15 protein-coding genes and 1 pseudogene are annotated in these 17550 nt (G+C 72.2%); 11 read left to right on the forward strand and 5 right to left on the reverse strand.

Annotated features, from left to right (window positions below):
* Positions 1-47 precede the first annotated feature (47 nt).
* The 3 genes from ACIA6B_RS06840 to tkt form a co-directional block, all read right to left on the reverse strand.
* Complete coding sequence (locus ACIA6B_RS06840) at positions 48-1616, reverse strand: glucose-6-phosphate isomerase (RefSeq protein WP_396771709.1); 1569 nt, start codon at positions 1614-1616, stop codon at positions 48-50.
* Positions 1617-1693: 77 nt separating this feature from the next.
* The gene (gene tal / locus ACIA6B_RS06845) at positions 1694-2872 is read right to left on the reverse strand and encodes a transaldolase (RefSeq protein ID WP_396771710.1); all 1179 of its coding nucleotides are present in this window, start codon (positions 2870-2872) and stop codon (positions 1694-1696) included.
* Positions 2873-2888: 16 nt separating this feature from the next.
* Positions 2889-5027, reverse strand: a complete 2139-nt coding sequence (gene tkt / locus ACIA6B_RS06850) for a transketolase (protein WP_396771712.1) — start codon at positions 5025-5027, stop codon at positions 2889-2891.
* Between the two features lie 265 nt (positions 5028-5292).
* On the opposite strand from tkt, the gene ACIA6B_RS06855 reads away from it, so the two are divergent.
* From ACIA6B_RS06855 to ACIA6B_RS06865, 3 genes are all read left to right on the forward strand, one after another.
* Positions 5293-6252 (forward strand): heme o synthase, encoded by a 960-nt coding sequence (locus ACIA6B_RS06855; protein WP_396771714.1) that lies wholly within the window; start codon positions 5293-5295, stop codon positions 6250-6252.
* Positions 6253-6521: 269 nt separating this feature from the next.
* A complete protein-coding gene (locus tag ACIA6B_RS06860; RefSeq protein ID WP_396771716.1) occupies positions 6522-6854 on the forward strand; it encodes a hypothetical protein in 333 nt (110 codons plus the stop codon).
* 21 nt (positions 6855-6875) lie between these two features.
* The gene (locus ACIA6B_RS06865; RefSeq protein ID WP_396771718.1) at positions 6876-7796 is read left to right on the forward strand and encodes a RimK family alpha-L-glutamate ligase; all 921 of its coding nucleotides are present in this window, start codon (positions 6876-6878) and stop codon (positions 7794-7796) included.
* 32 nt (positions 7797-7828) lie between these two features.
* Here the strand turns inward: ACIA6B_RS06865 and ACIA6B_RS06870 are convergent, their stop codons facing one another.
* Positions 7829-9496 (reverse strand): right-handed parallel beta-helix repeat-containing protein, encoded by a 1668-nt coding sequence (locus tag ACIA6B_RS06870; RefSeq protein ID WP_396771720.1) that lies wholly within the window; start codon positions 9494-9496, stop codon positions 7829-7831.
* Between the two features lie 79 nt (positions 9497-9575).
* Entirely contained in the window at positions 9576-10538 is a 963-nt protein-coding gene (locus ACIA6B_RS06875; protein WP_396771722.1) for a heme A synthase, read from the reverse strand.
* 98 nt (positions 10539-10636) lie between these two features.
* Between ACIA6B_RS06875 and ACIA6B_RS06880 the strand changes: the two genes are divergently transcribed.
* The 8 genes and pseudogenes from ACIA6B_RS06880 to ACIA6B_RS06915 all read left to right on the forward strand — a co-directional run bounded on the left by ACIA6B_RS06880 (position 10637) and on the right by ACIA6B_RS06915 (position 17377).
* Complete coding sequence (locus ACIA6B_RS06880; RefSeq protein ID WP_396771724.1) at positions 10637-11374, forward strand: helix-turn-helix transcriptional regulator; 738 nt, start codon at positions 10637-10639, stop codon at positions 11372-11374.
* Positions 11371-12801, forward strand: coding sequence for a Fe-S cluster assembly protein SufB (gene sufB / locus ACIA6B_RS06885; RefSeq protein WP_396771726.1), 1431 nt, complete (start codon positions 11371-11373; stop codon positions 12799-12801). Before ACIA6B_RS06880 ends, sufB begins: the two co-directional genes overlap by 4 nt.
* 84 nt (positions 12802-12885) lie before the next feature.
* Entirely contained in the window at positions 12886-14031 is a 1146-nt protein-coding gene (gene sufD, locus ACIA6B_RS06890; RefSeq protein ID WP_396771728.1) for a Fe-S cluster assembly protein SufD, read from the forward strand.
* Positions 14031-14357: a non-heme iron oxygenase ferredoxin subunit gene (locus ACIA6B_RS06895; protein ID WP_107162482.1), complete on the forward strand. Its 327-nt coding sequence runs from the start codon at positions 14031-14033 to the stop codon at positions 14355-14357. Before sufD ends, ACIA6B_RS06895 begins: the two co-directional genes overlap by 1 nt.
* On the forward strand, positions 14357-15130 hold the full coding sequence (gene sufC / locus ACIA6B_RS06900; protein ID WP_107162481.1) for a Fe-S cluster assembly ATPase SufC: 774 nt from the start codon (positions 14357-14359) through the stop codon (positions 15128-15130). Before ACIA6B_RS06895 ends, sufC begins: the two co-directional genes overlap by 1 nt.
* Positions 15131-15138: 8 nt before the next feature.
* Positions 15139-16446: a cysteine desulfurase gene (locus tag ACIA6B_RS06905; RefSeq protein ID WP_396771731.1), complete on the forward strand. Its 1308-nt coding sequence runs from the start codon at positions 15139-15141 to the stop codon at positions 16444-16446.
* A pseudogene (sufU, locus tag ACIA6B_RS06910) lies at positions 16446-16904 on the forward strand (Fe-S cluster assembly sulfur transfer protein SufU); the annotation flags it as partial. The gene ACIA6B_RS06905 and the pseudogene sufU, both read left to right, overlap by 1 nt.
* A 71-nt stretch (positions 16905-16975) precedes the next feature.
* Positions 16976-17377 (forward strand): metal-sulfur cluster assembly factor, encoded by a 402-nt coding sequence (locus ACIA6B_RS06915; protein WP_396771733.1) that lies wholly within the window; start codon positions 16976-16978, stop codon positions 17375-17377.
* The last annotated feature ends 173 nt before the right edge of the window (positions 17378-17550 follow it).

Genomic DNA, 17550 nt, shown 5'->3' on the forward strand with positions numbered 1-17550 from the left:
GCCACCTCCTCCTGCATCTCGGTCCACTGATTCCAGGTCATTGATCGTCACGTACGTGTCCGTCCGGCCGTATCCAGCAGCTGGGCGACGCCGGCCGCCCGCTCGGTCAGGTGTAGTCGCAGCACCGGTCGCTCCCGGCCGGTCAGGGCCCGCCGGTCGCCGGCGGCCTGGGCCGCCTGGAGTTCCGCGAAGGTGTACGGGCGACCCGGCACCTCCAGATCATCGGTGACCGCACCGGTGATCTGGAGGTGCCGGGCTCGCCCGTCGGGGTGGCCCGGATGGCGGGGGCCCCACCCGAACGTCACCGGCCGCCCGGTGACGCGGGCCAGCAGCGGGCGCAGCCCGGCCACCGCCGCGTCGACCCGCCGGTCGAGGTACGCGGTCACCGCGAGGTGCTCGTCGGGGGCCAGCCCGTCGGTCAGCCAGCGCAGCGCGCCGGCCAGGTCGCCGGGGGCGCCGGCCGGGGCGTACACCTCGACCGCGCCGTCGACCGACGACGGCGGTCCGTCCGCCGGCGCCGGCCCGTCGTCGTCGACGCCCACCGGCGCCGTGAACGGGTCGACCCGCAGCGCCGCCGCGGCGGTCGCGGCAGCGTACTCCCAGGTGAGGAACTGGGCGCCGAGCGGACCGTTGACCGCCACGTCGGCGGCCACCCCGGGCCCCACGCCCGCGCCGAGCGCGCCGCCCAGGCCGATCGTCAGCACGCCCGGGCCCCCGACGCCGGGCGCGTCCGGGGACTCCGCCGCGACCGGCAGCAACCGTCCGCCGGTCGCGGCGGCGAGCAGCGCGCCGGCCCAGTGGCGCAACCCGTCGAGGCCGGTGCCGTCGGGCACCAGCGCGACGGTGGACCGACCGTGCTCCGCCGCCCCGGCCAGCGCCGCGCCGAGCGCGAGACCGGGATTGTCCCGCTCCCGGTCGAGCGCGCCGGCCAGCGCCGCCGCCTCGTCCAGCAACTCGGTCACCGGCGCGCCGGCGAGCGCGGCCGGGACCAGGCCGAACGCGGTGAGCGCGGACCAGGGCCCGGCCACCTGCGGGTCGGCCGGGATCAGCACCGCGCCCAGCTCGTCAGCGAGCGCCTCCAGCGCCGACCCGGCCGTGGTGACCACCACCAGGTGCCGGGCCGCCTCCGGCCCGGCGTCCTGCCAGGACCGCCGGAACGCCCGCAGGTGGGCGTCGGTGGTCCGGTCCAGGTCCCGGCCGGTGAGCACCAGCACGGTACGCGCCGGCCGGTCGGCCAGCGCCGCCCGGACCGGCCCCGGATCGGCCGTGTCGAGCACGGTCAGCGGCCGGCCCAGGCAGTCGGCGATCACTGCGGCGGCCGACGTGACGCCGCCCGGGCCGGCGAGCACCACGTGGTCCAGGTCGCCCAGCTCGGCGGTCAGTTCGGCGAGCTGGGGGAGCAGCTCCCGGCTACGGCAGTGGGTGTCCAGCCAGCCCAGCCGGGCGCGGGCCGCCGCCTCGGCCCCGGGGCCCCAGAGGGTCGGGTCCTGGGCGGCCAGCCGCGCGGGGACGTCGCGGGCGACCAGCGCGGCACGGGCGGACGGGTCCACCGCGTCCGCGCCGTGCACGGCCAGGCCGGCGGCGGCGTCGGCCGGCCCGGCGAGCAGGTCGTCCACCTGATCACCTCACCCGTTCCACGGTACGGCGGGACGCGTCCCGGGGCCGGGCCCCGGGACGCGTCGGACGCCGTCGGTCACGCGTTACCGCCGGCCTGCTGGGCGTTGCGCGCGTTGCCCTCGGCGGCCCGGTGCGGGCTGCCGGCGCCCTTGGCCGCCTCGGCGAGGGACTTCTTGACGCCCTCCAGCAGCTCCAGCCAGCTCGCCTCGAACTTCTCCACGCCCTCCTTCTCCAGCGTGGCGATCACGTCGGCCAGGTCCACGCCGACGGACTCCAGGTCGGCGAAGACCTGCCGCGCGTCGTCGTACCCGCCGGTGATCGTGTCCGCCTGGGTCTCGCCGTGGTCGGCGTAGGCGTGCACGACCGGTTCCGGCATGGTGTTGACCGTGCCGGGGGCGATCAGCTCCTCGACGTAGATGACGTCCCGGTAGTCCGGGTTCTTCGTCGAGGTGGAGGCCCACAGCGGGCGCTGCGGGTGGGCGCCCGCGTCGGCCAGCTTCTGCCACCGCGCGGAGGAGAACACCTCGCCGTACCGCTCGTACGCCAGGCGGGCGTTGGCCACCGCGGCCTTGCCGCGCAGCGACTTGGCCTGGTCGGAGCCGATCTTCTCCAGCCGCTTGTCGACCTCGCTGTCGACCCGGGAGACGAAGAACGAGGCGACCGAGCCGATCTTCGACAGGTCGTGCCCGTTGGCCTGCGCCTGCTCCAGGCCGGCCAGGAAGGCGTCCATGACCTGCGAGTAGCGGTCCAGCCCGAAGATCAGCGTGACGTTCACGCTGATCCCCTCCGCCAGCGTCTTCGTGATCGCCGGCAGGCCCTCCTCGGTCGCCGGGATCTTGATGAAGAGGTTCGGCCGGTCGACCAGCCACCACAGCGCCTTGGCCTCGGCCGCGGTCTTGTCCGCGTCGTGCGCCGAGCGCGGGTCCACCTCGATCGAGACCCGGCCGTCCACGCCGGCGCTCGCGTCGTACGACGGGCGCATCACGTCGCAGGCCCACCGCACGTCGTACGTGGTGAGCATGCGGACCGCCTCCTCGACGTCCACGTCGCGGGTGGCGAGGTCACGGAGCTGCCAGTCGTACTCGTCGGCGTCGCTCAGCGCCTTGGCGAAGATCGTCGGGTTGGTGGTCACGCCGGCCACGTGGCTCTCCCGGCGGAGCTTGTCCAGCCCGCCGGAGCTCAGTCGTACCCGGGAAAGATCGTCGAGCCAGATCGCCACCCCGGCGTTCTGGAGCTCGCTCAGCCTGTCCGTCATGCCGTCCACGCTCCCCTCAGTTGCCGGTCGTGAAACCGGTGATGTCGCCCACCCGGGTGAGCGCCGCGTGCGCGGCGGCCACGATCCGGTCGGGGGTGAACCCGAACTGCTCGAAGAGCACGGTGTAGGGCGCGCTGGCGCCGTAGTGCTCGATGCTCACGCACTCGCCGCTGTCCCCGACGATCGCCCGCCAGGACATCGCGATGCCCGCCTCCACGCTCACCCGTGCCTTTACCCCGCGCGGCAGCACCGACTCCCGGTACGCCTCGTCCTGCGCGAAGAACCATTCCTGGCACGGCATGGACACCACCCGGGTCGGGGTGCCGTCGGCCTCCAGCCGCTCCCGGGCGGTGAGGCAGAGCTGCACCTCCGAGCCGGTGCCGACGAGGATCACCTGCGGCTTGCCGTTGGACGCCTCGGCCAGCACGTAGCCGCCCTTGGCGGTGCCCTCGGCGGAGCCGAACTCGGCGCGGTCGATCGTCGGCAGCGCCTGCCGGCTCAGCGCCAGCGCGGTCGGCCGGTCGGTGTGCTCCAGCGCCTGCCGCCACGCCCACGCGGTCTCGTTGGCGTCGGCCGGGCGGACCACGTCCAGGCCGGGGATGGCCCGCAGCGCGGACAGGTGCTCGATCGGCTGGTGGGTCGGGCCGTCCTCGCCGAGGCCGATCGAGTCGTGCGTCCAGACGTAGGTCACCGGCAGCTTCATCAGCGCGGCGAGCCGCACCGACGGGCGCATGTAGTCGCTGAACACCAGGAACGTGCCGCCGTAGGGGCGGGTGCCGCCGTGCAGCGCGATGCCGTTGAGGATCGAGCCCATGCCGTGCTCACGGATGCCGAAGTGCAGCGTGCGGCCGTACTCGTCGCCCGGGAAGTCCTTGGTGGCGTGCCCGGCCGGAACGAACGACGGCTCGCCCTTCATGGTGGTGTTGTTGCTCTCGGCCAGGTCGGCCGAGCCGCCCCACAGCTCCGGCAGCACCGGGGCGAGCGCCTCCAGGACCTTGCCGGAGGCGGCCCGGGTGGCGACGCCCTTGGCGTCCGCCGGGAAGGTCGGCAGCGCGTCGGTCCAGCCGGTCGGCAGCGTACGGGTGGCCATCCGGTCCCACAGCGCCTTGCGCTCCGGGTTCGCCTGCGCCCAGGCGTCGAACCGGGTGTCCCACTCGGCCTGCGCCTCGGCGCCGCGCTCCAGCACCTGGCGGGCGTGCTTGAGCACCTCCTCGTCGACCTGGAAGGTCTGCTGCGGGTCGAAGCCGAGGATCTCCTTGGTGGCCTTGACCTCGTCCGCGCCGAGCGCCGAGCCGTGGATCTTGCCGGTGTTCTGCTTGTTCGGCGCGGGCCAGCCGATGATGGTGCGCAGCGCGATGAACGAGGGCTTGCCGGTCTCCGCCTTGGCGGCCAGCAGCGCCTGGTAGAGCGCCTCCACGTCCTCGTGGTAGTCGCCCTGGTCGGCGTCGCCGGTGCGCCAGTCGACGGTCTGCACGTGCCAGCCGTACGCCTCGTAGCGGGCCGCCACGTCCTCGCTCTTGGCGATCCGGGTGTCGTCCTCGATCGAGATCTCGTTGTCGTCGTAGATCACGCAGAGGTTGCCGAGCTGCTGGTGGCCGGCGAGCGCGCTCACCTCGTGGGTGATGCCCTCCTCGATGTCGCCGTCGGAGGCGATGCACCAGATGTCGTGCCGGAACGGCGAGTCGGCGCGGTCCGGCTCCGGGTCGAACAGGCCCCGCTCGCGGCGGGCCGCCATGGCGAAGCCCACCGCGTTGCCGAGCCCCTGGCCCAGCGGCCCGGTGGTGGTCTCCACGCCCGGGGTGTGGCCGTGCTCCGGGTGGCCCGGGGTGAGCGAGCCCCACTGGCGCAGCGCCTTGAGGTCGTCCAGGGCCAGCGGGTAGCCGGAGAGGAAGAGCTGGATGTAGAGCGTCAGGCTGGAGTGCCCGGCGGACAGCACGAACCGGTCCCGACCGGGCCAGTTCGGGTCGGCCGGGTTGTGCCGCATGACGCGGTTGAAGAGCAGGTACGCCGCCGGGGCGAGGCTCATCGCCGTGCCCGGGTGGCCGTTGCCGGATTTCTCCACCGCGTCCATGGCCAGCACGCGGACCGTGTCGACGGCCCTGCGGTCGAGGTCGGACCAGTTGAGAGCGGGAAGCTCGGGTCGTTTCGCAGCCACGATGGTTGTGCTCCTCGGCAGATGGGCGGAACCCTCACTGATGACCCTATCGAGCGGTGCTAAACGTCCGCCCGGGGATCTCGGCATGGTCTTCTCTACGGGCGCGGCCGGCCCGGTCGTTCAACCCCGGGTGTGACGGCCCGCACCGTTGCCGGGTCTGCGGGGCAGCCAAAACGACGACGCGTAGTGTGTGGGGCGGTGTGTGGACCCGGGCTCGGGTCCGGGCCGATCGATCTCCCTTGCCGAAGCCGGAAGGTGGCAATCCGTGAGCATGATCACCGAGCGCCCCGTCAGCAACCCTGCCGGGAAGTCGCCGGTGGGCTCGGTGACGGAGGCGTCGGCGACCGACCGGCGGGACGTGCGCGGCGTGGTGGCCGCGTACGTGGCGCTGACCAAGCCGCGGATCGTCGAGTTGCTGCTGGTGACCACCGTGCCGGCGATGATGCTCGCGGACGGTGGCATGCCGTCGCTGTGGCTGGTGGCCGTGGTGCTGATCGGCGGCTCGCTCGCCGCCGGCGCGGCCAGCGTCCTCAACTGCTACATCGACCGCGACATCGACCAGTTGATGCGGCGCACCAAGCGTCGCCCGCTGCCCGCGCACACCGTGTCGCCGCGCAACGCGTTGGTCTTCGGGCTGGTGCTGGCGGCGGTGTCGGTGGCGCTGATGGCGGCGACCACCAACTGGCTGGCGGCCGGCCTGACGCTCGCCGCGATCGCCTACTACGACCTGGTCTACACGCTGTGGCTGAAGCGCACCACGGCCGCCAACACGTTCTGGGGCGGCGTCTGCGGGGCCGCGCCGGTGCTGATCGGCTGGGCCGCGGTCACCGGTTCGCTGTCGCCGGCCGCGTGGGGCCTGTTCGCGGTGGTCTTCTTCTGGCAGATGCCGCACTTCTACGCGCTGGCCATCAAGTACAAGGACGACTATGCGCGGGCCGGCATTCCGATGCTGCCGGTGGTGGCGTCGGTCCGGCGGGTCAACGTGGAGATCATCGCGTTCTCCTGGCTGACGCTGCTGTCGTCGCTGGCGGTCTGGCCGCTGGGGATGAGCCCGATCTACGGCGTGACCGCGTTGGTGGTCGGCGGGATCTTCGTGGTCGAGGCGCACAAGCTGTGCCGGCGCGCGGCGCGTGGCGAGGCGGTCAAGCCGATGCGGCTGTTCCACTGGTCCACCACGTACCTGACGATCCTCTTCGCCGCCGTCGCCCTGGACGCGCTGATCTGAGCCGGCGCCGCCGCTCGGCGGGGCTCGCCCGTCCGCGATATTGCGGTGTTCCGCCGCGGGACGGGTTCATCAGAATTTCTTCCCGCGTGCCCCCGGCGGGGAGCAACCTGGACAGACCGTGACGATCCACGACGGGCATTCTGTCCGTTATTAGGCAGGCAAGTCCCGACAAATTTCCTGTGCATCTTCTTAAACGCGCAGGTAATTGGTATCACATTCAGTTCATGGTTCTCGCACATCCGGGTGGAAGTCTGCATAGGCTTCGCGTCATGGCAGATGGTTCCGATACGACGCTGACGACTGAGCAGACCACCGAGCAGGCTTCCAACAGCCTGGTCGCGGGCATCAAGTCGTTCGCCGCCGGGCACGGCGGCGCGAAGGCGGTCATCGAGTACGTCGGCAAGCGCGGCGCACGGATCGTCCTCGTGGGTTCCGACGGGGTGTGGGCCGACCAGTTCGCCGACGGCACGGACGTCGCGCGGCAGGCCTGCGCCAAGGCCGGGGTCGACGTCGAGAACGCCTGGGAGCGTGAGCTGATGGACCAGATGCGTCCGAGCAACGACCTCTGGCGGTCGATGGCCCGGCGCACGATGGCCCGTTGACATACATAACCGCATAACCGCATGACCGACCACCACCACCAGTCGACCCGGGGGAGACCCCGGGTCGCTTTCGTCACGTGCGCCGCCCTGCCCGATCTCGATCCGGACGACCGGCTCGCGCTCGGCCCGCTCGCCGCTCGCGGCGTCGTCGTCGACGGCGCGGTCTGGGACGACCCGGCCCAGGACTGGTCCCGGTACGACCTGGTGCTGCTCCGCTCGCCGTGGGACTACGCGCTGCGTCGCGACGAGTTCGTCGCCTGGGCGCGCGGCGTGCCGACCCTGCTCAACCCGGCCGACGTGATCGCCTGGAACACCGACAAGCGTTACCTGGCCGAGCTCTCCGCCGCCGGGGCGCCCACCGTGCCGACCACCTGGCTCGCGCCGGGGGAGAGCTGGGCGGCGCCCGCCGACGGCGAGTTCGTGCTCAAGCCGGCGGTCAGCGCCGGCAGTCAGGACACCGGCCGGTACGACCTGGCCGACCCGGAGCACCGCGAGTTGGCGTCGGCGCACGTGCGGCGGCTCGGTGCCGCCGGGCGGGTCACCATGGTCCAGCCGTACCTCGACGCGGTGGACACCGCCGGGGAGACCGCGCTGCTGTTCCTGGCCGGCCGCGACGGCCTGGCGTTCAGCCACGCGATCCGCAAGGGTCCGATGCTGACCGGCCCGGACCAGGGCGAGGCCGCGCTCTACAAGGAGGAGCGGATCGACGCCCGCACCGCGACGCCGGCGCAGCGGGCCGTCGCGGAGCAGGTGCTGGCCGCCGTTCCGGGCGGCGCCGACCGGCTGCTCTACGCCCGGGTCGACCTGATCCCCGGCCCGGACGGCGCGCCCGTGCTGGTCGAGCTGGAGTTGACCGAGCCGAGCCTGTTCGTCGGGTACGCCGAGGGCGCGCCCGACCGGCTCGCCGACGCGGTCCTGTCCCACCTGGACCGCCGCCGCTGACCGCGCCACCGCCACGGGGCTGAGCGGGAACGTCAGTCGCGGTCGGTGTGGTTGCGGTCCCAGCGTCCACCGATCGGCGGGGTGTCCAGCCGCACCGCGGCCACCGTGCCGGCCAGGTCGTTGTCCTCGACCGCGCACGACACGCAACTGCCCGCCTCGGTGATCCACAGTCCGTACGCCTGGGTGTCGGCGTCCCGGTGCCAGATCCGGTTGTCGCGCACGGTGGCCGAGTCGAACGGGGCGGCGACGGTGATCCCGGCGCAGGCCGGCGGCCCGGCGGGCAGCTCGTACGCGGACCCCGGCGCCGGGGTGGCCTCGTTCCAGCCGGTGGCGCCGTCCGGGCGCACCTCGGCCAGGGAGAGCCGGTCGGCGGTGTTGTCGGCGACCACCGCGTTCCGGGTGCCGACCCGGACGACCTTCCCGCGGTGCCCGCCGGGCGGCCAGTCCGCGTGGGCGTCGGTGACCTCGCGTGGGCCGTAGCGCACCGCGTCGCCCGAACCCCGGTGGGCGGGCGCGGACCGCTGCCCGTTGTCCCGGATGCGGTTGCCGACGATCGACGCGTCGAGCATCGGCCGGTCGATCCGGATCCCGTCCAGCGCGTTCTCCCGGATGTCGTTGTCCTGGATCACCACGTCCGCCGCCGCGCCCCGGTAACCGTGGCCGAGGTCGTGCTCGTGGTAGCCGTACCCGCCGTTGTTGCTGATCCGGTTGCCCTGCACCGCGTACGGGCCGGGGGTGTTGCCCATGCTGATGCCGTCGCCGACGTTGCAGTCGATCACGTTGCCGGTGAGCAGGCCGCCGCGCCCGGCGACCCCGGCGGTGCCGTTCGCCGAGACGTCGAAGCCGGCCTCCAGGTTGTTGGTCATGGTGCAGCCGGAGACGATCAGCCCGTCCGCGCCCCAGTCCGAGATGCCGAACCGGTTGGCCTGGCTGTGGCAGCCGATGATGCGGATGCCGCGCGGCGGGTCCCAGTAGTCCTTCTGGAGTTCCAGGAAGATCCCGTTGGTGCCGTTGCCGACCGTGGTGCAGTTGGCGATGGTGAGGCGCTCCACGGCGCCCCAGCCGCCGATGCCGACCCCGATCCCGGCGCCGCCCATCTGCTGGCCGTTGTCCAGCCGGCCGCAGCCCACCACGACCACGCCGTCGATCAGGCTGTCCTGGAGGAAGTCGCAGCCGAGGCCGGTGGCGCCGGTGTGGTGGATGTAGAGGTTGCGGAACACGCCCCGCACCACGTATTGCAGGCCGAGGCCCTTGGCCAGGTAGTCGTACTCGGCCAGGCCCACGCCCGAGCCGTCGATCTCGAAGTCGGCGAACGTGCAGTCGGCGATGTGCCGGTCCCGGTCCGCGCCGTGCTGCACGGTCGTCCAGTAGGCAAGCGGCACCGGGTCGGCGCGGTTGCCGTCGTTGCTGAGCAGGAACCGGGTCGCCGCCGGGCCGGCGCCGATCAGGGACACCCCGCTGCGCCACACCGTGCCGGCGTCGCGGATCGAGTAGAGGCCGGGCGGGCAGTGGATGACCCGGGCCCGGCCGTCGGCGTCGTAGCCGGCGCCGAGGCGGTCCACCAGCGCGGCCAGGGCGGGCTGGTCGTTGGTGACCCCGTCCCCGGTGAGACCGTGCTCGCGGGCGTCGCACCACAGCGGCGCGCCGGCCACCGGCGTCAGCCGCTGCGGCGTGGACGTGGTGAGGCCCCTGCGCGACACCGGCGGCTCCCCTCGGGCGTACGGTCCGTGGTCCGGACCGCATTCCCGCTCCGGCCGGGCGGTAACGCCCGGTCCGGCCTCAGGCGGCGGCGCCCACCGGCTCGGCGGCGGGCGCCGCCGGCGTCTCCGGGGCGGCCGGGAGCCGTTCCCGGGTGGCCCAGAGCACGCCCAGCGTGGCCAGCAGCACCAGGCAGGAGCCGAGCATGTGCGCGGCGACCAGCAGCGCCGGCAGGTGGGTGAAGTACTGGACGAAGCCGATCAGGCCCTGGCCCAGCTCGACCGCGAGCAGCACCCCGGCGGCCCGCGCGGCCCGCGCCGCGCCCACCGCCCGGAACGCGAACAGCAGCGCCACCGAGAGGCCGATCAGCAGGAAGACACCGTCCGCGTGCACCTGCGAGATCGCCTCCGGGTCGAGCCCGTTGCGGGCCGCGCCGTGGTCGCCGGCGTGCGGCCCGCTGCCGGTCACCCAGGTGCCGACCACCAGCACGGCCGCGCCGACCACGACCGTGATCCGGGCGAGGGTACGCAGCGGCGCCGGCACGGTCGGCGTCGCCGGCCCGTCCGGCTCCACGGTGCGCCGCCAGAGCGCGTACGCGGCGGCGATCACCACCATCGAGGCGAGGAAGTGCAGCCCGACCACCCACGGGTTGAGGTTGGTCAGCACGGTGATCCCGCCGAGCACCGCCTGGGCCGGGATGCCGAACAGCACGCCCACGGCCAGCGGCAGCAGCCCTCGGCGGCGCGGGCGCTGGGCCAGCACGGCCAGCACCACGGCGAGCGCGATGATCCCCACCGCGAACGTCAACAGCCGGTTGCCGAACTCGATCACCCCGTGCACGCCCATCTCGGACGTGGTGGTGTAGGACTCGTCGGTGCACCGGGGCCAGGTGGGGCAGCCGAGGCCGGACGCGGTGAGCCGGACCGCCCCGCCGGTGACCACGATCGCCACGTTCGCGATGATCGAGGCGTACGCGAGCCGACGCAGCAGCGTGGGGGAGACCGGGAACCGGACGGAACGCTTCACCCGGCGAATCCTACGCACCGTAGTGGACCACGATCGGGCGACTCCGCCAGTGCGGTGTTCCGGATCACCGGACCCCGGGTTTGCGGGCCCCGGCCGAATTACGTAACGTTGCTGTTGTGAAAAACGCGGCAGCGCTGTCCGAGGGGTCGGTGACCGGTACGGTCGTCGGCGCGCCGGCCGCTGCCGACCTGTCGACCCGGGACCGGGTCACCCAGCTCCTGCTGGAGCGCGGCGCGACGACCGCCGCGCAGCTCGGTTCGGCGCTCGGCCTCAGCCCGGCCGCGATCCGCCGCCACCTCGACGCGATGCTCGCCGACGGTGACGTGCTCGCCCGGGAGCAGGCCGTGCGCGGCAGTCGGGGGCGGGGCCGGCCGGCCAAGGTCTTCGCGCTGACCGAGGCGGCCCGGGTGCGTTGCGGCACCCACCACTACGACAACATGGCCACCGCCGCGCTGCGGTGGATCGCCCGCACCGGCGGCGCCGAGGCGGTCGCGGAGTTCGCGGCCGACCAGGTCGCCGCGCTGGAGAACCGCTGCCGGGCCGCCATGGAGGACGCCGGTGACGCCCCGCTCGCGCGGGCCGAGGCGCTCGCCGGGGCGCTGACCGCCGAGGGTTACGCTGCCAACGCGTCCACGATCGCCTCCGGCGGGCAGCTCTGCCAGCACCACTGCCCGGTGGCGCACGTGGCCGCCGAGTTTCCCCAGCTGTGCGAGGCCGAGACCGCGGTGATCTCCCGCCTGGTCGGCACCCACGTGCAGCGCCTGGCCACCATCGCGCACGGCGACGGCGTGTGCACCACGCACATTCCCGCCCAGTCCGGTTCCACCGTCTCCACTGTGAGGACAGATAGATGACCGAGCAGATCGTCCAGCCCCTGACCCAGGAGGAGCAGCTCGCCGCCCTCGGTCGTTACGAGTACGGGTGGGCCGACCCCGACGTCGCCGGGGCCGCCGCCCAGCGTGGTCTGAACGAGGCGGTGGTGCGGGACATCTCGGCCAAGAAGAACGAGCCGGCCTGGATGCTCGACCTGCGGCTGAAGGGCCTGCGGCTGTTCGGCCGCAAGCCGATGCCGGCCTGGGGCGCGGACCTCACCGGGATCGACTTCGACAACATCAAGTACTTCGTCCGGTCCACCGAGAAGCAGGCCACCAGCTGGGAGGATCTGCCGGAGGACATCAAGAACACCTACGACCGGCTGGGCATCCCGGAGGCGGAGAAGCAGCGGCTGGTCGCCGGTGTCGCGGCGCAGTACGAGTCCGAGGTCGTCTACCACAAGATCCGTGAGGACCTTGAGGAGCAGGGCGTCGTCTTCCTCGACACCGACACCGCGCTGCGCGAGCACGAGGACATCTTCAAGGAGTACTTCGGCACGGTGATCCCGGTCGGCGACAACAAGTTCGCCGCGTTGAACACCTCCGTCTGGTCCGGTGGCTCGTTCATCTACGTGCCGAAGGGCGTGCACGTGGAGATCCCGTTGCAGGCCTACTTCCGGATCAACACGGAGAACATGGGCCAGTTCGAGCGGACGCTGATCATCGTCGACGAGGGCGCGTACGTGCACTACGTCGAGGGCTGCACCGCGCCGCTCTACTCCTCCGACTCGCTGCACAGCGCGGTCGTGGAGATCGTGGTCAAGAAGAACGCGCGGTGCCGTTACACCACCATCCAGAACTGGTCGAACAACGTCTACAACCTGGTCACCAAGCGCGCGGTGTGCCACGAGGGCGCGACCATGGAGTGGGTCGACGGCAACATCGGCTCCAAGGTCACCATGAAGTACCCGGCGGTCTACATGACCGGCGAGCACGCCAAGGGTGAGGTGCTCTCGGTGGCCATGGCCGGTGAGGGCCAGCACCAGGACGCCGGCGCCAAGATGGTGCACGCCGCGCCGCACACCTCCTCGACCATCGTGTCGAAGTCGATCGCCCGGGGTGGTGGCCGCACCTCGTACCGCGGCCTGGTGCAGGTGCTGGAGGGTTCGCACAGCAGCCGCAGCACGGTCAAGTGCGACGCGTTGCTCGTCGACACCATCTCCCGCTCCGACACCTACCCGTACGTCGACATCCGCGAGGACGACGTGTCGATGGGGCACGAGGCGACCGTCTCCAAGGTCAGCGACGACCAGCTCTTCTACCTGATGAGCCGCGGTCTGAGCGAGGACGAGGCGATGGCGATGATCGTGCGCGGTTTCATCGAGCCGATCGCCAAGGAGCTTCCGATGGAGTACGCGCTGGAGCTGAACCGCCTGATCGAGCTGCAGATGGAGGGCGCGGTCGGCTGACGCCGCCCGCGTCGGGCCGGGCCTCGTGCCCGGCCCGTCTCCGGTTCCACTGACACCGCCGTCGCTGAACAGACCAAGGAAGAGATGACTACCCAGGCTTCCGCGCCGCCCACGACCAAGTCGCAGGCGCTCCGCTCGTACGACGTCGCCGACTTCCCGGCCCTGACCGGCCTGGAGGAGGAGTGGCGCTTCACCCCGCTCAAGCGCCTCCGCGGCCTGGCGGGTGACGGCTCCGGGGCGACGCGCGGCACGGTCCGGCACGAGCACGGCGACCTGCCCGACGGCGTCGCCGTCGACCGGATCGGCCGGGACGACCCGCGGGTGGGCAGCGTGCTCACGCCGTTCGACCGGGTCAGCGCGCTGGCCTACGGGGCGGCCGAGGACGCCCTGCTGGTGACCGTCGCCCGGGACGCCGTGGTGGACGCGCCGGTGCGCCTGCGGGTGGTCGGCGAGGACGCCGGGGCGCTCGCGTTCGGGCACACGTTCGTCGAGGTGGGTCGCTTCGCCGAGGTGACGGTGGTGCTGGAGCACGTCGGCTCCGCCACGCTCGCCGACAACGTCGAGGTGACGGTGGCCGACGGGGCGAAGCTGACGCTCGTCACGCTCGCCGAGTGGGCCGACGACGCGGTCCAGGCGCAGCACCTGAAGGTCCGGCTGGGCCGGGACGCCCAGGTCGTGCACGTGCAGGTGAGCCTCGGTGGTGACCTGGTCCGCCAGCACACCACCGTGGAGTACACCCAGCGCGGCGGCGAGGCCGAGCTGTACGGCCTCTACTTCGCCGACTCCGGCCAGCACCTGGAGCACCGGCAGCTCGTCGACCACACCGTGCCGGACTGCCGCAGCAACGTCGGCTACCGGGGCGCGCTCCAGGGCGACGACGCGCACACGGTCTGGGTCGGCGACGTGCTGATCCGGGCCGAGGCGACCGGCACCGACACGTACGAGATCAACCGGAACCTGCTGCTCAGCGACGGCGCCCGGGCCGACTCGGTGCCCAACCTGGAGATCGAGACCGGCGAGATCGCCGGCGCCGGGCACGCCAGCGCGACCGGCCGGTTCGACGACGAGCAGCTGTTCTACCTGATGGCCCGCGGCATCCCGGAGTCAGAGGCGCGGCGCCTGGTGGTGCGCGGCTTCTTCGCCGAGCTGATCAACAAGATCCCGGTCGAGGACCTGCGCGAGCGGCTCGGCGACGCGATCGAGGCCCGCCTCACGAAGGCCGGCTCCTGATGATCAGGATCTGTTCCACCGAGGACGTGCCGAAGGGCGCGGTGATCAGCGCCGACGTGGACGGTGTGCAGATCGCGGTCGTGCACGGCGAGGACGACGCGTTCTACGCCGTACGCGACGAGTGCTCGCACGCCGCCGTGGCGCTCTCCGAGGGCGAGGTGTCCGGTTGCACGCTGGAATGCTGGCTGCACGGATCCCGTTTCGACCTGCGTACCGGTGAGCCCACCGGGCTGCCCGCGACCGAACCCGTACCCGTCTACCCCGTCGAGGTCCGCGACGGCGGGATCTACGTCAGCATGACGCCGAGCAATGGAGTGACGCGATAATGAGCACCCTGGAGATCCGCGACCTGAAGGTGTCGGTCAAGCTGCCCGAGGGTGAGCTCAAGCCGATCCTGCACGGTGTCGACCTGACCGTGCGCTCCGGTGAGACGCACGCGATCATGGGCCCGAACGGCTCCGGCAAGTCGACGCTTGCCTACTCGATCGCCGGCCACCCGAAGTACGAGATCACCGGCGGCGAGGTGACGCTCGACGGCGAGGACGTGCTCGCCATGACCGTCGACGAGCGGGCCCGCGCCGGCCTCTTCCTGGCCATGCAGTACCCGGTCGAGGTCCCCGGCGTGTCGGTGGCCAACTTCCTGCGTACCGCCAAGACCGCCATCGACGGCGAGGCGCCGAAGCTGCGCACCTGGGCCGGCGAGCTGCGCGGCGCCATGGAGAAGCTCCAGATGGACCCGGCGTTCGCCCAGCGCAACGTCAACGAGGGCTTCTCCGGCGGGGAGAAGAAGCGGCATGAGATCGTGCAGCTCGAACTGCTCAAGCCGAAGATCGCCATCCTCGACGAGACCGACTCCGGCCTCGACGTGGACGCGCTGCGCGTGGTCAGCGAGGGCGTCAACCGGGTCCGCGACACCGGCGACACCGGGATGCTGCTGATCACCCACTACACCCGGATCCTGCGCTACATCAAGCCGGACTTCGTGCACGTCTTCGTCGCCGGCCGGATCGTCGAGCAGGGCGGTCGGGAGCTGGCCGACAAGCTTGAGGAAGAGGGCTACGAGCGGTACGTCGCCGGAGCCGGCGCGGCGCGGGCCTGAGTCTCGACATGACCTCCTCGATCGCGATCCCGGCAGGCATGCCGCAGTACGACGACGTGCCGCGCTTCGACGTGGCGGCGGTGCGGGCCGACTTCCCGATCCTGGACCGGGAGGTCAACGGCCACCCGCTGGTCTACCTGGACAGCGCCAACACCTCGCACAAGCCGCGTCAGGTGCTCGACGTGCTCACCGAGCACTACGCGAGGCACAACGCCAACGTGTCGCGTTCGGTGCACACGTTGGGCACCGAGGCGACCGAGGCGTACGAGGGCGCGCGGGCGAAGATCGCCGCGTTCGTCCACGCGCCCAGCGTCGACGAGGTGGTGTTCACCAAGAACTCCACCGAGGCGATCAACCTGGTGGCGTACGCGTTCTCCAACGCGTCGCTGCGCGCGGACGCCGACCCCCGGTTCCGCGTCGGTCCGGGTGACGAGATCGTGATCTCCGAGATGGAGCACCACTCGAACATCGTCCCGTGGCAGCTCCTCGCCGAGCGCACCGGCGCGACGCTGCGCTGGTTCCCGGTGACCGACGGCGGCCGGCTGGACGAGTCGGGCCTGGACGACCTGGTCACCGAGCGCACGAAGATCGTCTCGCTGGTGCACACGTCGAACATCCTCGGCACCGTCAACGCCACCGCGCGGATCACCGAGCGGGTCCGCCAGGTCGGCGCTTTGCTGCTGCTCGACTGCTCCCAGTCGGTGCCGCACCAGCCGATCGACGTGGTCGACCTGGACGCGGACTTCATCGTCTTCACCGGCCACAAGATGTGCGGCCCGACCGGCATCGGCGTGCTCTGGGGCCGGGGCGAGCTGCTCGCCGCGATGCCCCCGGTGCTGGGCGGCGGCTCGATGATCGAGACGGTGACGATGGCGCGGTCGACGTTCGCCGCGCCGCCGGCCCGGTTCGAGGCGGGCACGCCGCCGATCGCGGAGGCGGTCGCGCTCGGCGCGGCGGTGGACTACCTCGACGGCGTCGGGATGCGGGCGATCCAGTGGCACGAGAAGGAGCTGACGGCGTACGCGCTGGACGCCCTCGCCACCGTGCCCGGGCTGCGGATCTTCGGCCCGTCGGTGCCGGTCGGCCGGGGCGGGACGATCTCGTTCGCGCTCGGCGACGTGCACCCGCACGACGTCGGGCAGGTGCTCGACTCGCTCGGCGTGCAGGTGCGGGTGGGCCACCACTGCGCCAAGCCGGTGTGCAGCCGCTTCGGGGTGCCGGCCATGACGCGGGCGTCGTTCTACCTCTACACCACCACGGCGGAGATCGACGCTCTGGTGGCGGGTCTGGAGCAGGTGCGGAAGGTGTTCGCGTGATGCAGCTTGATTCGCTCTACCAGGAGATCATCCTGGACCATTACAAGCACCCGCACGGCCGTGGGCTGCGGGACGCGGCGGATCCGGCGGCCCGGGTCGGCGAGGCGCACCACGTGAACCCCACCTGTGGTGACGAGATCACCGTACGGGTGGCGACCGACGGCACGGTGTTCACCGACATCTCCTACGACGGGATGGGCTGCTCGATCAGCCAGGCGTCGGCGAGCATCCTGCACGAACTGCTGCGCGGTCGGGAGGCGGCCGACGCCGCGGTGGTGCACGAGGCGTTCGTCGAGTTGATGTCCGGACGGGGCCAGGTCACGCCGGACGAGGACGTGCTCGGGGACGGGGTGGCGTTCGCGGGTGTCGCGCGCTACCCGGCCCGGGTCAAGTGCGCGCTGCTGTCGTGGATGGCGTTCAAGGACGCCGCGGCACGCGCCGGGGTGGGCGTGGGCCCCGAGGCGAAGGCGAATCATCAATACAGCGCGGCGGCGTCCCAGGCCGGTGCCGGGCGAAGCGAGGGGGCGGCATGAGCGAGGACGAGACCACCACGACGCCGGAGACCGGCGCGGTGGCGACCGACAGCCCGGTGACGCCGGCCAACGGCAAGGCCGCTGTCGGCGACATCGAGGAGGCGATGAAGGACGTCGTCGACCCCGAGTTGGGCATCAACGTGGTCGACCTGGGTCTGGTGTACGGCGTGCACGTGGACGACGAGAACGTCGCCACGCTGGACATGACGCTGACCTCGGCGGCGTGCCCGCTGACCGACGTGATCGAGGACCAGACCCGGCAGGCGTTGACCACCGGCCCCGGCGGCGGTCTGGTGAGCGACATCCGGATCAACTGGGTGTGGCTGCCGCCGTGGGGCCCCGACAAGATCACCGACGAGGGACGGGACCAGCTCCGGTCACTCGGCTTCAACGTCTGACCCGGTCCACGGGTCACCAGGCGAGGGCGCGGCACCCCTACCGGGGCGCCGCGCCCCCCCCCCCCCACCCCCACCCCCACCCCCACCCCCCCCCCCCCCCCCCCCCCCTCCCCCACCCCCCTCCCGCCTCTCCGGCCCGCAGATTCACGGAAAGAGGCCCTTTCCCGCCGCTG

It is taken from the genome of Micromonospora sp. NPDC051141 (assembly GCF_044455765.1).
Classification (GTDB): Bacteria; Actinomycetota; Actinomycetes; order Mycobacteriales; family Micromonosporaceae; genus Micromonospora.